The organism is Psychrobacillus sp. FSL K6-1267, from assembly GCF_038003265.1.
Classification (GTDB): Bacteria; Bacillota; Bacilli; order Bacillales_A; family Planococcaceae; genus Psychrobacillus; species Psychrobacillus faecigallinarum.
Genome location: NZ_JBBOOR010000001.1, coordinates 1,295,620 through 1,311,284, shown reverse-complemented (window position 1 = coordinate 1,311,284; position 15,665 = coordinate 1,295,620). Strand labels below are relative to the sequence as shown.

The window sequence follows — 15,665 nt, the reverse complement described above, 5'->3', positions numbered from 1 at the left end:
TTTATCTATGGAATTATTTTTCAATAGATAGTCCCATTAAGTATTCTGCAAGAGCATCTAACTGCTCGTCTGTAAATTCTTTACCGCCATTTAATTCTGTATCATCAGGCATTACGTTACCTGGTTTGTACTTTTGAGGATCACTGATCCAAGCTTTTACATTTTCTTTCGTATGATCCATGAAGCCGGCTACACGATTACGATCTCCAAAAGTAGCTAAACTTGGTCCTGTCTGTGGAGCCATACCCTCGCCACCTGTAGCATGACATCCGATACAAGAAGCTGTTTGGAAAAGTTCTTCCCCTTGTTTTGCAAGATCCCCTTCTGCAGTATGTACAGTGGTTTTCATTGCTTCAGCCCACTCGTTAAAATCATCACGGTTCATCGATTTTACTTTAAAGTCCATTAAAGCATGTGAAGGTCCACATAGCTCGGCACACTTACCGTAGAACACTCCGTCTTCTAAGCCCGCTGATTCTTTATCGAATACAAGGTAGAATTTGTTTACATTTTCAACGTTAGTATCTAATTTACCACCAATTGATGGAATCCAGAATGAGTGTTTTACATCAGCAGCCTTCAAATTGAAGAACACCTGCTCATCTGTAGGTACTACTAATTCTTGTGCTGTAACAATACCAAGCTCTGGGTACTCAAATTCCCACCAGTATAACTTTGCAGTTACGTTTACTGTAAGATGTGTTTTGTTTCCTTCTTCATCCACTTGATCCATTGCAGCAACATCTGCGTGCTTGTAAGTGTAATATACAGTTGGAATTGCAAGAATAACTAAAAGTAAAATTGGAATAACTGTCCAAATTATCTCAAGCGTATGGCTTCCTTCAACTTGTTTAGGAATCACATTTTCTCCAACTTTTTTGCGACTATATCTTGTTAGAGCAATTACATAGATTATTACTACCACTATAATAACTAATGCCATAATAGCAGATGCAAGTAGTAATAGATTGAATTGATCTCTCCCGACTTGTCCCGCAGGTGCTAGCGTTGATAAGTATTCTTCGCCACAACCCGACAGAAAAATCGTAAGAGCTGCTAACAGTGAAAAAAGTCGCCATTTTTTAAGCCCTTTCATCATAGCTAAATCAAACCCCTCTTTCATTATTGTGTTCAAGTACATTTGGACTGTGGTTCTTTTATATGAATTCTTGTTGACTAAGAAAGAATCCCAAAAATTAAACAAACATTGAGAAGATAATCATTGATACAAATAGAATAGTCATATAGTTCAATGAATAAACGAACATTTTTGTCGCCCATTTAATATCGTCTTCTACTTTAAATCCTTTAATAGCTAATACTAGCCATCCAACATTTAATGCTGTAGCCAATACGACAAAAGCAGTACCTAGCTCCATTAAAAACAATGGAAGTGGGAATAATAAAATCACCCAAAGAAGCATAGAAACCTTTGTACGCTTGAATCCTTTTACAACAGGTAACATTGGAATATTAGCTGCTCTGTACTCTTCCGTACGTTTCATAGCAAGAGCATAGAAATGAGGTGGTTGCCAAGCAAACATTATTAAGAACAAGCCTAATGCACCCAAACTTAGTCCTGGCTCTACAGCAGCCCAACCGATTAACGGTGGGATTGCACCAGAAATACTACCGACAATTGTGTTACTAACATGCTTTCTTTTAGACCACATAGAGTAAAGAACGACATAACTGATTATACCAGCTAATCCCCAAATCCCAGCAGAGGTAGATGCCATAAATAAGAAAATCTCGCCTACAATTAGAAACGTGAAAGAAGTCATCAGCACGGCTGAGGGACTAAATCTTCCAGTGACAGTTGGTCTGCCTTTTTTACTCTTCATAACGGGGTCAATATCACGATCAATGAAATTGTTCATCGCAGCAGAACCTGCAATTATTAAAGCCGATCCAAAAAGCGTAAAGAACAATAAATCTAGTTCATGAAGAAAATTTGTATTAGTAAACTGGAAAGCTAGCCATAAACCTGTGAAAGTTGTAACTAAATTAGAATTCACGATTCCAATTTTTATCAATGAAAGAAAGTCTTTCATAAAAGATGAAGCCACAGGCTGGCTCTCCGTTTCGGTATTAGCGGTTATAGAATGACTATTTGACATGCTGCACCCTCCTTTCTAAGTTGTAAGCATACTCCGCTACCTTATACTATAGCGAAAACTCTAACATATTTCTACACTCAAAGAAATTTTCGCATAATAGTCCTACTGTTAAGTGTTTCTTTACTGAACATATCAATAGTAAATCATTTCCCCCCCTTATGTGTGAATCTTAATCAACGATTTTATGAACAATTTGTGAATGGAATTTGTCATATTTAAGTGTTCGGTTGTTTTACATTGTTTTTTTGCTCAGGTTTCGATATTATCTAGTAGCAGACACCGCTTTTTGAAAGCGAGCATATATACATAGAGTAGGTGAGGTATTGCAAATAAACAAGTATTTAAAATGGCTGGCTGTAGCTTCTTCAATAGGTATGCTTCTTATACTTTTAGGTGGCGCACTTGTTACAAAAACAGACAGTGGCATGGGGTGTGGTAGACATTGGCCTGGATGTAATGGACAGCTTATACCCGACGTTATCACAGCTGAAGTCTTAATTGAATTTTCACATCGCCTAGTTACAGGGGCAGTTGGAATATTAATCGTAGCATTATCTATATGGTCATGGCGTGCATTGGGACATGTCCGAGAAACAAAGTTCTTATCATTTATGGCCTTCTTTTTTCTAGTATTACAAGCTTTAATTGGTGCCGCTCAAGTTAAATGGGGCCAAGGAGATTTTATCCTAGCATTACACTTTGGTATATCACTTATTTCATTTGCAGCTGTTTTACTTTTAACGCTTTTAATATTTGAGGTAGATAGGAAATTTGATACTGACAAAATTAGAATCGGTAAAACATTAAGGTTTCATACTATTGGTGTAACTTTATATTCTTATATTGTTATTTATACTGGAGCTTTAGTACGCCATACAGAGTCTAGTTTAATCTGTAAAGACTGGCCGCTTTGTAACAACAAGGAATTTGCTCTGCCAACCAATATGTACGAATGGGTTCAAATGGGACATAGAGCTGCTGCTGGCCTTATATTCATTTGGATTTTAATCATAGCTATTCACGTGATCAAGTACTATAAAAGCCAACGAGCAATATATTGGAGTTGGATTATCTCCTTAACCCTTGTTACTTGCCAAGTAATTACAGGTATGATTGTAGTGCTTTCAAGTCTAAATCTTTATATTGCATTATTACATTCCTTATTCATTTCTCTTTTATTTGGTTTGTTATGCTATTTGATATTACTTTTATCCAGAAGCAAGTTAAACAACCAAAAATAGAAAACAAAATTTCATTCCTCTACTTCTATTTTAAGTAATTATAGAAATAAAAGCATCAAATACGCCTTTTCAACCCTTTGTTTAGCCCTTTAGATAGAATTTATCTTGTAATACTGCGGAGTATAGCTTTATTTTTAAATTATCTAATAGGTTCAAAGTGACTAAGCAAATAGTTCAAGGCAATTTAGTTTAATAAAAACTAAAAACGTAAGCATACTAGATTCTCTAGCTTGCTTACGTTTTTTGTATTCTAGTATCTATTATTAGAAGCTTTGCTCCAGATTTTTAAACTTTACGCTTTATCCATTTCAATTAATAAATCCCCTGTTGATATTGCTTCTCCAGCGCTTACATGAATAGTTTTTATCACTCCGTCGAACGGGGCCTGGACGGTAGTTTCCATCTTCATCGCTTCTGTAATAATCAGATGCTGACCTCGTTTCACATTCTCGCCAGTTGCAACTACCATCTTCAGCACAGTCCCTGGCATTGTAGCACCAATATGACTTTCATCTGACACATCGGCCTTAAGCTTAGAAAGATGACTTACCTCTTTGTTCATATCCTGTATCTTAATTTCACGTGGTTGACCATTAAGCTCGAAATAGATAATACGATTTCCTTCCGTGTCAGACTTACTGATTGAAACTAATTTGATGATTAATGTTTTACCAACCTCTATTTCAACCTCGATTTCCTCACCTAATCTCATACCATACAAGAAAGTAGGGGTGTCTAGAACAGAAACATCACCGAAGTTTTTTTCAGTTGCACAATACTCATCAAACACTTTAGGATATAATGTATAGGCTAATATTTCTTGACTAGTTACAGGACGCTCTAATTTGTTAAATAATAGCTCCTTAACAGCTTGGAAGTCTACTGGTTCTAATAGTTCTCCAGGTCTTACTGTAATAGGCTTACGGTCCTTTAAAACGACTTTTTGAAGCTCCTCTGGGAATCCGCCATATGGTTGCCCTATATACCCTTCGAAAAATTCGATAACGGAATCAGGGAAGTCAATCTTTTTCCCTCTTGTCACAACAGACAGCTCATCTAAATTGTTTTGTACCATAAATAGGGCCATATCACCGACAATTTTAGAGGATGGAGTAACCTTAACTACATCTCCAAACATAAGATTTACACGGGAATACATTTCTTTTACTTCTTCCCAACGCTCACCTAGTCCAACTGCCTTCGCCTGTTGCTGGAGGTTACTGTACTGTCCTCCCGGCATCTCGTGTACATATATTTCAGAATGAGGGCTCATCATTCCACTTTCAAAGTCCTGATAATATTTGCGCACGTCTTCCCAGTAACAAGAAATTTTTTCAAATGCTTCTACATCACCAATAACTCCACGTTTAGAACCTTGCATCGCATAACTCAAACTGCTAGCACTCGGCTGAGATGTTAAGCCTGCCATTGTACTTAAAGCCGTATCTACGATATCTACTCCTGCATCTATTGCTTTTGCGTAAGTGTAAATCCCATTTCCACTAGTATCGTGGGTATGTAAGTGAATTGGAATATCTACTGTTTCTTTTAATTCGGAAACTAAACGATAAGCTGCTTCTGGCTTCAACAAACCTGCCATATCCTTAATCGCTAAAATATGTGCCCCTAATGCCTCTAACTCCTTCGCCATATCTTTGTAGTACTGAACTGTATATTTATCTCTGGAATCATCTAAAATGTCCCCTGTGTAACAAATAGCAGCTTCAGCAATTTTGCCGGATTGTCTTGTTGCATCAATAGCTACTTCCATTCCCTTTATCCAGTTAAGACTATCAAAAATTCGGAATACATCTATGCCTGCTTCAGCAGATTTCGCTATAAATTCTCGAATCACATTGTCCGGATAATTTTTATAGCCTACTGCATTTGCTCCACGGAAGAGCATCTGGAATAACGTGTTAGGAATCATTTCTCTCATTTTAATCAAACGGTCCCAAGGGTTTTCCTTCAAGAAACGATAGGCAACGTCAAAGGTTGCTCCTCCCCACATTTCATATGAGAAAAGATTAGGCATACCGTGAGCAGACTCTTTTGCAATGTTGAACATATCATACGAACGCACCCGAGTAGCAAGTAAGGATTGATGTGCGTCCCTGAAGGTTGTATCTGTTAATAATACATCCTTTTGCTCTTTCACCCATTGAAGTAGTCCTTCAACACCCTTTTGCTCTAATATATCCTTTGTACCTGGCTGAAGAGGAGCTGATAAATCAAAATTGGGTTTTCTTACTTGCCCAAATTCGGGCTTGATTTTCTTTTCTATGCCTGGGAATCCATTTATCGTCACATTACCAATATAATTTAATAATTTTGTACCTCTGTCTTTTCTCTTAGGGAAAAGGAACAATTCAGGAGTTGTATCAATGAAACTTGTATTAAATTGGCCAGAAAGAAAAGAAGGATGCTTTACAACGTTCTCCAAGAATGGAATATTCGTTTTAATACCACGAATCCTAAACTCTTGCAAATTTCTATCCATCTTAGCAGCAGCTTCCTTAAAGGACATTCCCCATGTAGATACCTTTACAAGTAAAGAATCATAGTAAGGAGAAATAATAGCTCCTTGGAACCCATTCCCTGCGTCTAGGCGAACACCAAATCCACCGCCTGATCGATAAACAGCCAGTTTACCAGTATCAGGCATGAAATTATTCAACGGATCCTCAGTAGTCACACGAGATTGTATCGCAAATCCGAAAAGCGGAATATTCTTCTGATCCGGTATGCCCATATTCGTATCCTTTAATGATATACCATCCGCAATTTTGATTTGAGCATGGACAATATCTATTCCTGTAATCATTTCCGTAATAGTATGCTCCACCTGGATTCGGGGGTTTACTTCGATAAAGTAAAACTCATCATCGGTTACTAAAAACTCGACAGTTCCCGCATTTATATAACTGACATTTTTCATTAATTTAACTGCTGCATCACAAATTTCATCTCTCAATTCAGTGCTTAATGAATTTGAAGGAGCAATCTCTACGACTTTTTGATGTCTACGTTGAATAGAACAATCACGCTCATAAAGGTGAATGAGGTTTCCTTCTTTATCTCCTAATATTTGTACTTCAATATGCTTAGGTTTGAATATACACTTTTCTACGTAAACCTCGTCAGATCCAAAAGCTGCCTTAGCTTCAGATTTGGCTCTATCGTAAGCACTCTCCAATTCGCTCTCTGTTTGGACAACCCGCATTCCCCGTCCACCCCCCCCTAGGGAAGCTTTGATCATTAATGGATAACCATGTTCATTGCCGAAAGCACGAATGTCTTCCAAGCTATCTAATGGTCCGTCACTACCTGGTATAACAGGAATGCCAGCTTTAACAGCTTGCTCACGGGCCTTCACCTTATCTCCAAACATATCTAAATGCTTAGAGGTTGGACCGATAAATATAATTCCTTCTTCTTCACATCTTTTGGCGAACTCTACATTCTCCGATAGGAAACCATATCCAGGATGTATAGCATCAGCTTTACTTTCTTTGGCAATGCGAATAATATCTTCAATGTCTAGATAAGCATCAATTGGCTTTTTACCTTTTCCTACTAAATAGGACTCATCCGACTTAAAACGGTGAAAGGCACCGCTATCTTCTTTTGAATAAATAGCCACGGTACGCAAATTTAACTCTGTACAAGCCCGAAAAATACGAATAGCAATCTCGCCTCTATTTGCTACTACTATTTTCTTAATATTATTCATCTCATTGCCAACTCCCTATGTTTTAGTCTTTTCTAGTTTAACAAACATTGATACATTCATCAGTATCCCAATTGCTGCCGATAAAATGATGATTGAAGTACCCCCGTAGCTAATGAATGGGAGAGGGACTCCTGTAAGTGGGATAATGCCAAGCATTCCACCCAAATTTACAAATGTTTGAAAACCGATGATACTTGCTATCCCAGCAGCTATCATTCTTGCTTGAGGATCTCTAGTTTTAATACTTATCATAATTGCCTTAAATACCAGAAAGAACAATCCACATAACACAATGAGGACACCTATCAAACCTAATTCCTCTGCTATTATAGCCATTATAAAATCTGTATGTGGCTCTGGTAAATATCCATATTTTTGATTAGAATTCCCTAATCCTAAACCACTCAAACCTCCGGACCCGATAGCTATATAGCCGTTTACTATTTGGTAACCGAAGCCCTGCTCATAATCAAAAGGGTTAAAAAAGGCTTCTAGTCTGCCTCTTCTCCGATCTGTAAGAAGAGAATCTTTTAAAAAATAGAGAAACACTAATGCCACAGTTAACAAAATTCCTATTAAACCAATAATTTTAGAAAATGACTTAAACTTTATGCCACTTGCTGCAATAACTGAAATAGCTACAAAGCTTATAATCAATGTATTACCAACATCCGTTTCAAGCATGATCAGAAGGAAGACAAAGAATAAAACGATTAATGGAGGACCAACTGATTCATTCAATTTGTCTAAAGTTCCATTTTGATATTTTTTTGTAAATATTCCTGCAAAATATAATACTATTACTATTTTAGCAATCTCTGAAGGCTGTATATTACCAAAACCAAGGTTAAGCCAGCTTTGAGAGCCACTCTCTCCCCCAACACCAATGATGTGTACGAGAATAAGGAGGATAAACATTACTCCAAGCATTAACTGCATCATAAATCTACTTTTATAATGTTTGTATGGAAACAAAGCAGCCACAAAGAATACAGGAATGGACAATGCCAAATTTATTTTTTGCTTGTTAAAGAAATGATCCGGCTCCCAGCCGTACCTTTCAACAGCCCAAACCATGCTGGCACTATAGATCATGACAAGCCCAAACAAACATAGGGCAATATAAACGAAAAACAAAGGGTAATCAAAATTTTTAAAAAAACGTTTAAAATAAATATTCATAATAGGTACCTCAATTTCTTTATAGAAAAAAACTCAAACAGTCTGATTGTTTGAGTTTCAACTTTATTTTTCTGTATGGATATCGTGTAAATTGGACAATTCTTTTTCAAGAGAAGCTATAATTTCTTTACCTTCACTCTTCTCTAGAAGTCCAAGTTTCACCGCAAAATCTATTTCGCGAGATAATCCAAACATTTGCGTGTCTAAAACCTCTTCATAAAGAGGGCATTGAGGCATTGTTAAGTTATCCATTTGCACTTTTATCAATTGGGCGATTTTTTCTGCATCTTTTTTTAAAAGCTCTAACGCCTTATCTTGATAGGAAAGTTGTATATTAGTATCCATGAGGACGCCCCCATTATTATTATTTCTAATTCTTCACCTCCCTAAAGTGTATCTTTTGATAAGCAAAATTGCAAGTGTTCTCTTATATAGATTACATATATAAGGAATTATTCTTTTTAACTTTAACTTTTATCTGTATACTAATATAGATTAGACAGTATAGAGGAGGCAATTTCCATGGAATTTATTATACCTATTACAGGAGCAGTTAAATTTAATATAACGCTTGATCCCACTGTGTGGATTTTTGATGATCGCCGAATCGATCTAGATGAGTTTTTTGAGGGCAAGTATGAATACAAAGATGCCGATGAAGAATATACAAAGGTAACATCTGCTCATTGGTCTCGAGAAATAATTGAAGGTTCAACAAATCCACCTACCTTAAAATCTGAAAAAAAATATGAGAAAACCAAGATGCTTTCAAACACTTACGGCATAGAGCTTAAACAATTTATCCTTAACGCCGAGCCATTAAATGAGGCTAAGAATTTAGTCATCGAAACAAATGAAGGTAATCATACCATTTCATTAGAGGAAGTAGACAATATTCTAGTTAAATTTAGTCATAAAGGAAAACCATTGCGAGAAGATGGTCCTGTCCACATTATTAAAAAAGATGGCTCTAACTTAAACGACCCAATCAGAAACGTAACTGCATTTCGATTAGAGTAGGAGTGAAGGACTATGAAGGTACAATGTGTTATTTGTGACCGAATCGATGAAATTTCTACCGATTTACCATTAGCAAAAAAACTAAGAAATCGACCGATTCATACGTATATGTGCGATGAATGCCACGACCGCATTGAAGTTAAAACAAAAGAAAGGCTTGCTACTGGTAAGTTTATCTTTTACAAAAGCTCTCGATTAATTGAAAATGAGTTTTAAAAAAACACTAGAGACACAATGTGCCTCTAGTGTTTTTTGTCGTCAAAATATTAAATGCCACAAAAGATTCCTTCTTTATATTTAAACATAAAAAAAAGCTCGACTAATTAAGTAGTCGAGCCTCTTTTTTCTAGCTTTAATCGTATTTTGTATATAATTAAAATCAACGCAGCAACTAACAATGCTTCTACTACTGGGAGGAAAAATGCCAAGAAAGTCAACATTAAACAACCCAATAATAAGAAAATGTAAATAACAACATTTTGCTTTAACTTCAGTTTCTTTGCAAACCCAAGCTTATACACTAGCACTGACAATAAAAATATAACGATAAATAAAATATAGCCTGCCACAGTAAAGGATGGCATTGTTTCATATATAAACCTAGCTATAGAAGACATTCTACCAAAGACTAGATCTTGTTCCTCCAAGGCTTGTCACCCTTTCAGTTACTATTCCTGATCTGCACTTTTCTTTTTCTTAGTTACACGTTCACGTTCGCTCTTCTCAAGAATTTTTTTACGTAAGCGAATTGACTCTGGTGTTACTTCTAGATACTCATCATCGCCTAGGAATTCTAAAGCTTCTTCTAGAGTTAAAATACGTGGGCGCTTAATAACATTAGTTTGGTCTTTATTTGCTGAACGGATATTTGTTTTTTGTTTCATTTTAGTGATATTTACAGTGATATCAGCATCACGAGTATTTTCACCAACGATCATACCTTCATAAATTTCAGTACCTGGTTCTACGAATAGTGTACCACGGTCTTCAATTTGCATCATACCATATGTTGTTGCTTTTCCTGTTTCCATAGAAACAAGCACACCTTGGTGACGCCCACCAACACGACCTGCAACTACTGGTTGGTAGCTATCAAATGTATGGTTTATGATTCCGAATCCTTTAGTTAATGACATGAATTCAGTTGAATACCCGATTAATCCACGTGCAGGAACCATGAAGATCAAACGAACTTGTCCGTTCCCACTGTTAATCATATCTACCATTTCACCTTTACGTGTTCCCATGGACTCAATAATAGAACCTACGCTATCTTCTGGTACATCAATTTGTACACGCTCAACTGGTTCGCATTTTCTACCATCAATTTCACGAATGATAACTTCTGGTTTAGAAACTTGAATCTCATAGCCTTCACGACGCATATTTTCTATTAAGATAGATAAATGTAGTTCTCCACGGCCTGAAACAACCCAAGCATCTGGTGAATCTGTATCTTCTACTCGTAGAGATACATCTGTTTGAAGCTGTGAACGAAGACGTTCTTCAATTTTACGTGATGTAACCCATTTACCTTCACGACCAGCAAACGGAGAATTGTTTGTTAAGAAAGTCATTTGTAAAGTTGGTTCATCGATACGTAATGGTGTTAATGCGTCAGGATGATCAGTAGGACAAACTGTTTCCCCTACGTTAATCTCTTCCATACCTGATACTGCGATTAAATCACCAGCTTTTGCTGTTTGAATTTCTTCACGTTTCAAACCGAAGAAACCAAATAATTTTGTAACTCGGTAGTTTTTAACTTTGCCATCTAATTTCATCAATGAAACTTGTTGACCAACTTCAATTGTTCCGCGGAACACACGGCCAATACCGATACGTCCTACATAATCATTATAGTCCAGTAATGCAACTTGGAACTGTAAAGGTTCGTCTGAATTGTCAACTGGCGCTGGAATAGATTCGATAATTTTTTCAAATAGACACTTCATATCTTCTTCTTGATTTGCAGGGTCTGCGTCTAAAGAAGCAGTTCCGTTCACACCAGAAGCATAAACTACTGGGAAGTCTAATTGATCGTCATCTGCACCTAACTCGATGAAAAGTTCTAAAACTTCATCTACTACTTCTAGTGGACGAGCAGAATCTTTATCAACTTTGTTAACTACAACGATAGGTGTTAATTTTTGTTCTAATGCTTTCTTCAATACAAAACGTGTTTGAGGCATACAACCTTCATATGCATCTACTACTAGTAAAACACCATCTACCATTTTTAAGATACGCTCTACTTCACCACCAAAATCGGCATGTCCAGGTGTGTCCAAAATGTTAATGCGTGTGTCATGATAATTTACAGCTGTGTTTTTTGCTAATATAGTAATCCCACGCTCGCGTTCGATGTCGTTTGAATCCATTGCTCTTTCGTCAACGTGTTCATTTGAACGGAACGTTCCAGATTGTTTTAATAATTGATCGACTAATGTCGTTTTTCCGTGGTCAACGTGTGCTATAATAGCTATGTTTCTTAAATCTTGACGTAATTTTGTCATATTTCCACTCCATATTCTTTTTTCATGTCCATAACTGTGCTATTATAACACAAGTGGAACTAAAGTTATATTATTTTTCATTATTTTCTTGGGGGTAATTGTTTTGGGTAACATAAAATGGGTTTTTGTATTGTTTTCTTTAGGCGCAATGTTGTCTATGGGTTTAATAGGAATTGCAATTGCATTACGTAATATTCCGTTGGCTTTACTGTTTTTAGTATTGTTATTTGTTGTCATGGGATTTGGCTTTAAAACGAAAAAGAAAATGCGTGAACAAGGATTATTAGAATAACTAAAGCATTAACAACTTTTAGTGCCATATCTCCTCATTTCAGGTAGACTTGCACTTAATCTATATTATCATCGCAGAACCTTTGAGAGGCTGTTCATGGCTTAAGTCATGAATAGCCTCTTTTTAGTATAAATTTTGCTCTTCCACCTACAGCTCGGAGAACCAGCTTAAAGATAATTTAGTTAATAAGGTCTATATTGCTTTAGTGATAGCTTTTCGGTTTATCATGCGAAACACTTCCATCTAGATTGGAAAGCAACTGTTGTTTGTTCATGCTTAGTTCTAAATTCTCAAAACCGCAATAAGCCTGTTTTCCATTTTACTTTAAAATAATATATTTTGATAACAGTTGTTCATGAAGATTAGGTTTAGAAACTATAAATGAATTTTGTTTTAACAGATTTATAGGTTCGTTAGATAAGGTAGTGACAATAGCTCCTACTTCTTTTGCTACTACCATACCACCAGCTATGTCCCAAGGTGAGAGTCTCATGGACATATAGGCGTCTAGTCTTCCAGTGGCAACATACGCAATCTCAATGGCTGCCGACCCAAATGATCTAGTACCTCTAGCTGTTTGCATTAGTTCTATCATTTGATCATGTTGGACAAATTTGTTGGGAATAACCCAGCTTGCGTTAACTCCAATTATGGATTTCTCTACACTAGCTTTTTCAAGCATAGGGATTCTCACATCGTTCAAATAAGCACCCTGTCCTTGAGCTGCACTTATTAAATCATCATCCATTACATTGTAAATGTAGCCGAGTATTCCTTCACCATCCTTGTAGATACCTAAGGATATGGCAAAGTTTTTCTTGAAGTGTATAAAGTTTGTAGTCCCATCTATAGGATCTAGCATCCAAACATAGCCGTCCAAATTATCTATCTTGTCACCAAAGCCTTCCTCCCCAAATATACGATGGTCTGGAAAATCACTTTTTATATGTCGAATAAAAAATTTTTCCGTTTCTTTGTCTATATTAGTAACCAAATCATTCGCTTCTGATTTAGATTCGATGATAAGTTCTTCAGAAAATGAACTTCTTATTTGAATAGCCGCTTGTTTAATCAATGATTTTGCATATTTGTCTAGCATATGTATGTTCATAAAAGCACCCCTTTTAATATTTCCCTAGTTATAACTAGTTCATCTGTTTTATCATTTCTTCAAAATGAGCAGTCTAAGTATAAGTATAAAGAAAAAAACACCGGCTGTCTTTTTAATTAGCTGGTGTTTTTTCATGGCACTATTGGAGAATTCAATTCACGTAAACGCATTTAATTCATCCAGTGACTTGTGAAGCTCTGACAATTGCATCTTCGCATCTTTAATCTCTTCTTCATTTCCATCTTGCATTGCATCATATAAAGTGGCTAATTGGTAATCCAACTCTAATTTTAGCGTTTGAATTTTTTCCTTTTCCATATCATATTTACGAATAATATGCACAACCTGTTTCATAGTTAACACCTCTCCATTATTTTATCGTAATATTCGGAACTTTTATCTTACATTATGCTATAAATTGAATTGTGTTAATAAAAACTACTTACAAGATTTTTACCCAAAAATCCGCTAAAATAAACATAGAAATTGAAAGGAGTTAATATATGAGTAAAACTTTCTGGCAAGATACAGATTTTGAAGTGTTTCAAATCGAAGGATTAGAAAATAGAATGACTGCGCTTATAGAGAATGTTCGACCTAAATTTGAAGAATTAGGGAAACAATATAGCCTTTATTTTTCAGGAGTATTAGGAGATGAATATTATAGTCATGTAGCTAAGCATGCTCGACGATCTGTTAACCCTCCAAAGGATAGCTGGGTTGCATTTGCTCCTTATAAAAGAGGATATAAGGCGCTGCCACACTTCCAAATTGGATTATGGGGTACGCATTTATTTATTATAGTTGCAGTTATTTACGAAGCTCCCGATAAAGTTGCAATTGCTGAGCGACTCCTTCAAAAAAAGAGTCTATTAAAAAAACTGCCAAATGATTTTATCGTTTCAGGGGACCATATGAAGCCTGAGGCTACTTCTATAAAGGATATTACTCCAAAGGATTTTGAAGAACTTCTAACGCGCCTTAGAGACGTTAAGAAGGGTGAATTTTTGGTTGGCCGTCACATTCCTAAAGAACAAGCGGTTAAATTAACAGAGGAAGAGTTATTCCAGTTAGTAGAAAATACATTTGAACAACTTCTTCCCATTTACAAAACCATGATTAATTTAAAATAAGAAAGCTATCCCTCCACTCTGGAGGGATTTAATTTATCCTTTAATAATTGATTCGCTTCCTTGTTCTTTCATTTTTTTTATTATTGGAAAGCTTGCATAGCCACTTTCTTTTTCAAATTCACGAAAATAAGTTTTTTCTTCGGCTATGGAAGGAACTATTTCTTTAAAGCGACGATATTTTTTCATAAGATCTTCTCGCTTAATTCCTTTCTCATATGCGTTTTCAATTGCTTCAAAAAACTGTACTACATCTACAATTTCTTCTGTAGACCAATCTAACGAAAAAGGGTATGTGTATTCCATTTTCAACTCTCCTATAATTCCCATTTTTTTCTAATGTCCATTGCCTCAACTACCATTCGATCGATTAACTCTTTAGTAGTTGGGATGTCATGAATCATACCTATGACCTGGCCTGCCCATGCAAAACCCTGGTCCTCTAATCCCTTATAAATAAATTGTTTGTTCGCTTCTCCACTAATATGTTGCTTCAAATGCTCATATGATGGATTTTCCTTTTCCATAGAAAGAATGGTTTCTGTCCACTCGTTTCGAATGGCTCGTGCTGGTGATCCCAACTCTTTTTTAATAACAACTGTGTCAGTTTCTTCTTTAGTTAATATGGCATTTTTATAAGCTTCTGATGCATGGACGCATTCTCTCGTTGCGATAAAACGAGTACCCATCTCTATTCCTTCTGCGCCAAGAGCATGAGCAGCCATCCACCCTCTACCATCTCCGATACCACCAGAAGCAATTACAGGGATATTCACGGCATCCACTACTTGCGGGATAAGAACCATCGTGCCGACGTCATCTCTCCCTAGATGCCCTCCTCCTTCTTGACCTACAACCATTACTGCATCTGCTCCTAGTTGTTCAGCTTTTTGAGCTTGCCGCTTGGAAGCAACCAGCACCAACTTCTTAATATCTGTCTTTGCCAATTTTTCTAAAATAGGTGCCGGGTTGCCTCCAGTCATGGAAATTACTGGCACCTTTTCATCAATAGCTATTTGAAGCATATGCTCATAGGGTCTGCCTGTTTGACCAATAGCAAAATTTACTCCAAAAGGTTTTTCTGTTTGCTCTCTCACTTTATTAATCTCTTGGCGAAGCTCATCCGGCGTTGAGAGACTCATAGCTGTTATCTGACCTAATCCCCCTGCTTCCGATACTGCCACACAAAGCTCTGAGTATGCAAGATATGCTAGTCCACCCTGCACGATTGGATACTCAATTCCCAATAGATCTGTGACTCTTGTTTGAAATGACATTACTTAGCCCTCCCCTTTTATACTAGTGTAAAGATATTTTAAA

The 15,665-nt window shown here is 36.5% G+C and carries 16 protein-coding genes; 5 read left to right on the top strand and 11 right to left on the bottom strand.

All coding sequences use genetic code 11. The annotated features are described in order from the left end of the window. Positions 1-13: 13 nt before the first annotated feature. A complete protein-coding gene (gene coxB / locus MHB55_RS06370) occupies positions 14-1,099 on the bottom strand; it encodes a cytochrome c oxidase subunit II (protein WP_144538246.1) in 1,086 nt (361 codons plus the stop codon). 97 nt (positions 1,100-1,196) lie between these two features. Continuing rightward, a complete protein-coding gene (cyoE, locus tag MHB55_RS06365; protein ID WP_144537922.1) occupies positions 1,197-2,120 on the bottom strand; it encodes a heme o synthase in 924 nt (307 codons plus the stop codon). A gap of 323 nt (positions 2,121-2,443) precedes the next feature. Here cyoE and MHB55_RS06360 point away from each other — a divergent pair, with 323 nt between their 5' ends. Beyond that, a complete protein-coding gene (locus MHB55_RS06360) occupies positions 2,444-3,361 on the top strand; it encodes a COX15/CtaA family protein (protein ID WP_144537921.1) in 918 nt (305 codons plus the stop codon). 292 nt (positions 3,362-3,653) lie between these two features. Here MHB55_RS06360 and pyc read toward each other — a convergent pair whose 3' ends face one another. From pyc to MHB55_RS06345, 3 genes are all read right to left on the bottom strand, one after another. Then, positions 3,654-7,094 carry a pyruvate carboxylase gene (gene pyc / locus MHB55_RS06355; protein ID WP_340862844.1) on the bottom strand — a complete coding sequence of 1,147 codons (3,441 nt, stop codon included), beginning with the start codon at positions 7,092-7,094 and terminating at the stop codon, positions 3,654-3,656. A gap of 15 nt (positions 7,095-7,109) precedes the next feature. Beyond that, complete coding sequence (locus MHB55_RS06350) at positions 7,110-8,276, bottom strand: FtsW/RodA/SpoVE family cell cycle protein (protein WP_340862843.1); 1,167 nt, start codon at positions 8,274-8,276, stop codon at positions 7,110-7,112. A gap of 63 nt (positions 8,277-8,339) precedes the next feature. After that, positions 8,340-8,621, bottom strand: a complete 282-nt coding sequence (locus tag MHB55_RS06345; RefSeq protein ID WP_144537918.1) for a YlaN family protein — start codon at positions 8,619-8,621, stop codon at positions 8,340-8,342. 177 nt (positions 8,622-8,798) lie between these two features. Between MHB55_RS06345 and MHB55_RS06340 the strand changes: the two genes are divergently transcribed. Next, positions 8,799-9,296, top strand: a complete 498-nt coding sequence (locus tag MHB55_RS06340; protein WP_144537917.1) for a peptidyl-prolyl cis-trans isomerase — start codon at positions 8,799-8,801, stop codon at positions 9,294-9,296. A gap of 12 nt (positions 9,297-9,308) precedes the next feature. Continuing rightward, on the top strand, positions 9,309-9,512 hold the full coding sequence (locus MHB55_RS06335; RefSeq protein WP_144537916.1) for a YlaI family protein: 204 nt from the start codon (positions 9,309-9,311) through the stop codon (positions 9,510-9,512). A gap of 107 nt (positions 9,513-9,619) precedes the next feature. Here MHB55_RS06335 and MHB55_RS06330 read toward each other — a convergent pair whose 3' ends face one another. Both MHB55_RS06330 and typA read right to left on the bottom strand, forming a co-directional pair. After that, on the bottom strand, positions 9,620-9,943 hold the full coding sequence (locus MHB55_RS06330) for a YlaH-like family protein (RefSeq protein WP_229653921.1): 324 nt from the start codon (positions 9,941-9,943) through the stop codon (positions 9,620-9,622). 21 nt (positions 9,944-9,964) lie between these two features. Further along, a complete protein-coding gene (gene typA, locus MHB55_RS06325) occupies positions 9,965-11,812 on the bottom strand; it encodes a translational GTPase TypA (RefSeq protein WP_144537915.1) in 1,848 nt (615 codons plus the stop codon). 103 nt (positions 11,813-11,915) lie between these two features. Here typA and MHB55_RS06320 point away from each other — a divergent pair, with 103 nt between their 5' ends. Further along, entirely contained in the window at positions 11,916-12,104 is a 189-nt protein-coding gene (locus tag MHB55_RS06320; protein ID WP_144537914.1) for a YlaF family protein, read from the top strand. A gap of 319 nt (positions 12,105-12,423) precedes the next feature. On the opposite strand, the gene MHB55_RS06315 is transcribed toward MHB55_RS06320, so the two are convergent. Together MHB55_RS06315 and MHB55_RS06310 are read right to left on the bottom strand one after the other, a co-directional pair. After that, a complete protein-coding gene (locus tag MHB55_RS06315) occupies positions 12,424-13,215 on the bottom strand; it encodes an inositol monophosphatase family protein (RefSeq protein WP_144537913.1) in 792 nt (263 codons plus the stop codon). 156 nt (positions 13,216-13,371) lie between these two features. Further along, positions 13,372-13,569 (bottom strand): hypothetical protein, encoded by a 198-nt coding sequence (locus MHB55_RS06310; protein ID WP_144537912.1) that lies wholly within the window; start codon positions 13,567-13,569, stop codon positions 13,372-13,374. 149 nt (positions 13,570-13,718) lie between these two features. On the opposite strand from MHB55_RS06310, the gene MHB55_RS06305 reads away from it, so the two are divergent. Beyond that, entirely contained in the window at positions 13,719-14,348 is a 630-nt protein-coding gene (locus MHB55_RS06305; protein WP_340862842.1) for a YktB family protein, read from the top strand. 33 nt (positions 14,349-14,381) lie between these two features. On the opposite strand, the gene MHB55_RS06300 is transcribed toward MHB55_RS06305, so the two are convergent. Beyond that, positions 14,382-14,651, bottom strand: a complete 270-nt coding sequence (locus MHB55_RS06300) for a UPF0223 family protein (protein WP_144537910.1) — start codon at positions 14,649-14,651, stop codon at positions 14,382-14,384. An 11-nt stretch (positions 14,652-14,662) separates the two neighbouring features. Then, positions 14,663-15,622 (bottom strand): NAD(P)H-dependent flavin oxidoreductase, encoded by a 960-nt coding sequence (locus MHB55_RS06295; protein ID WP_340862841.1) that lies wholly within the window; start codon positions 15,620-15,622, stop codon positions 14,663-14,665. Positions 15,623-15,665 lie beyond the last annotated feature (43 nt).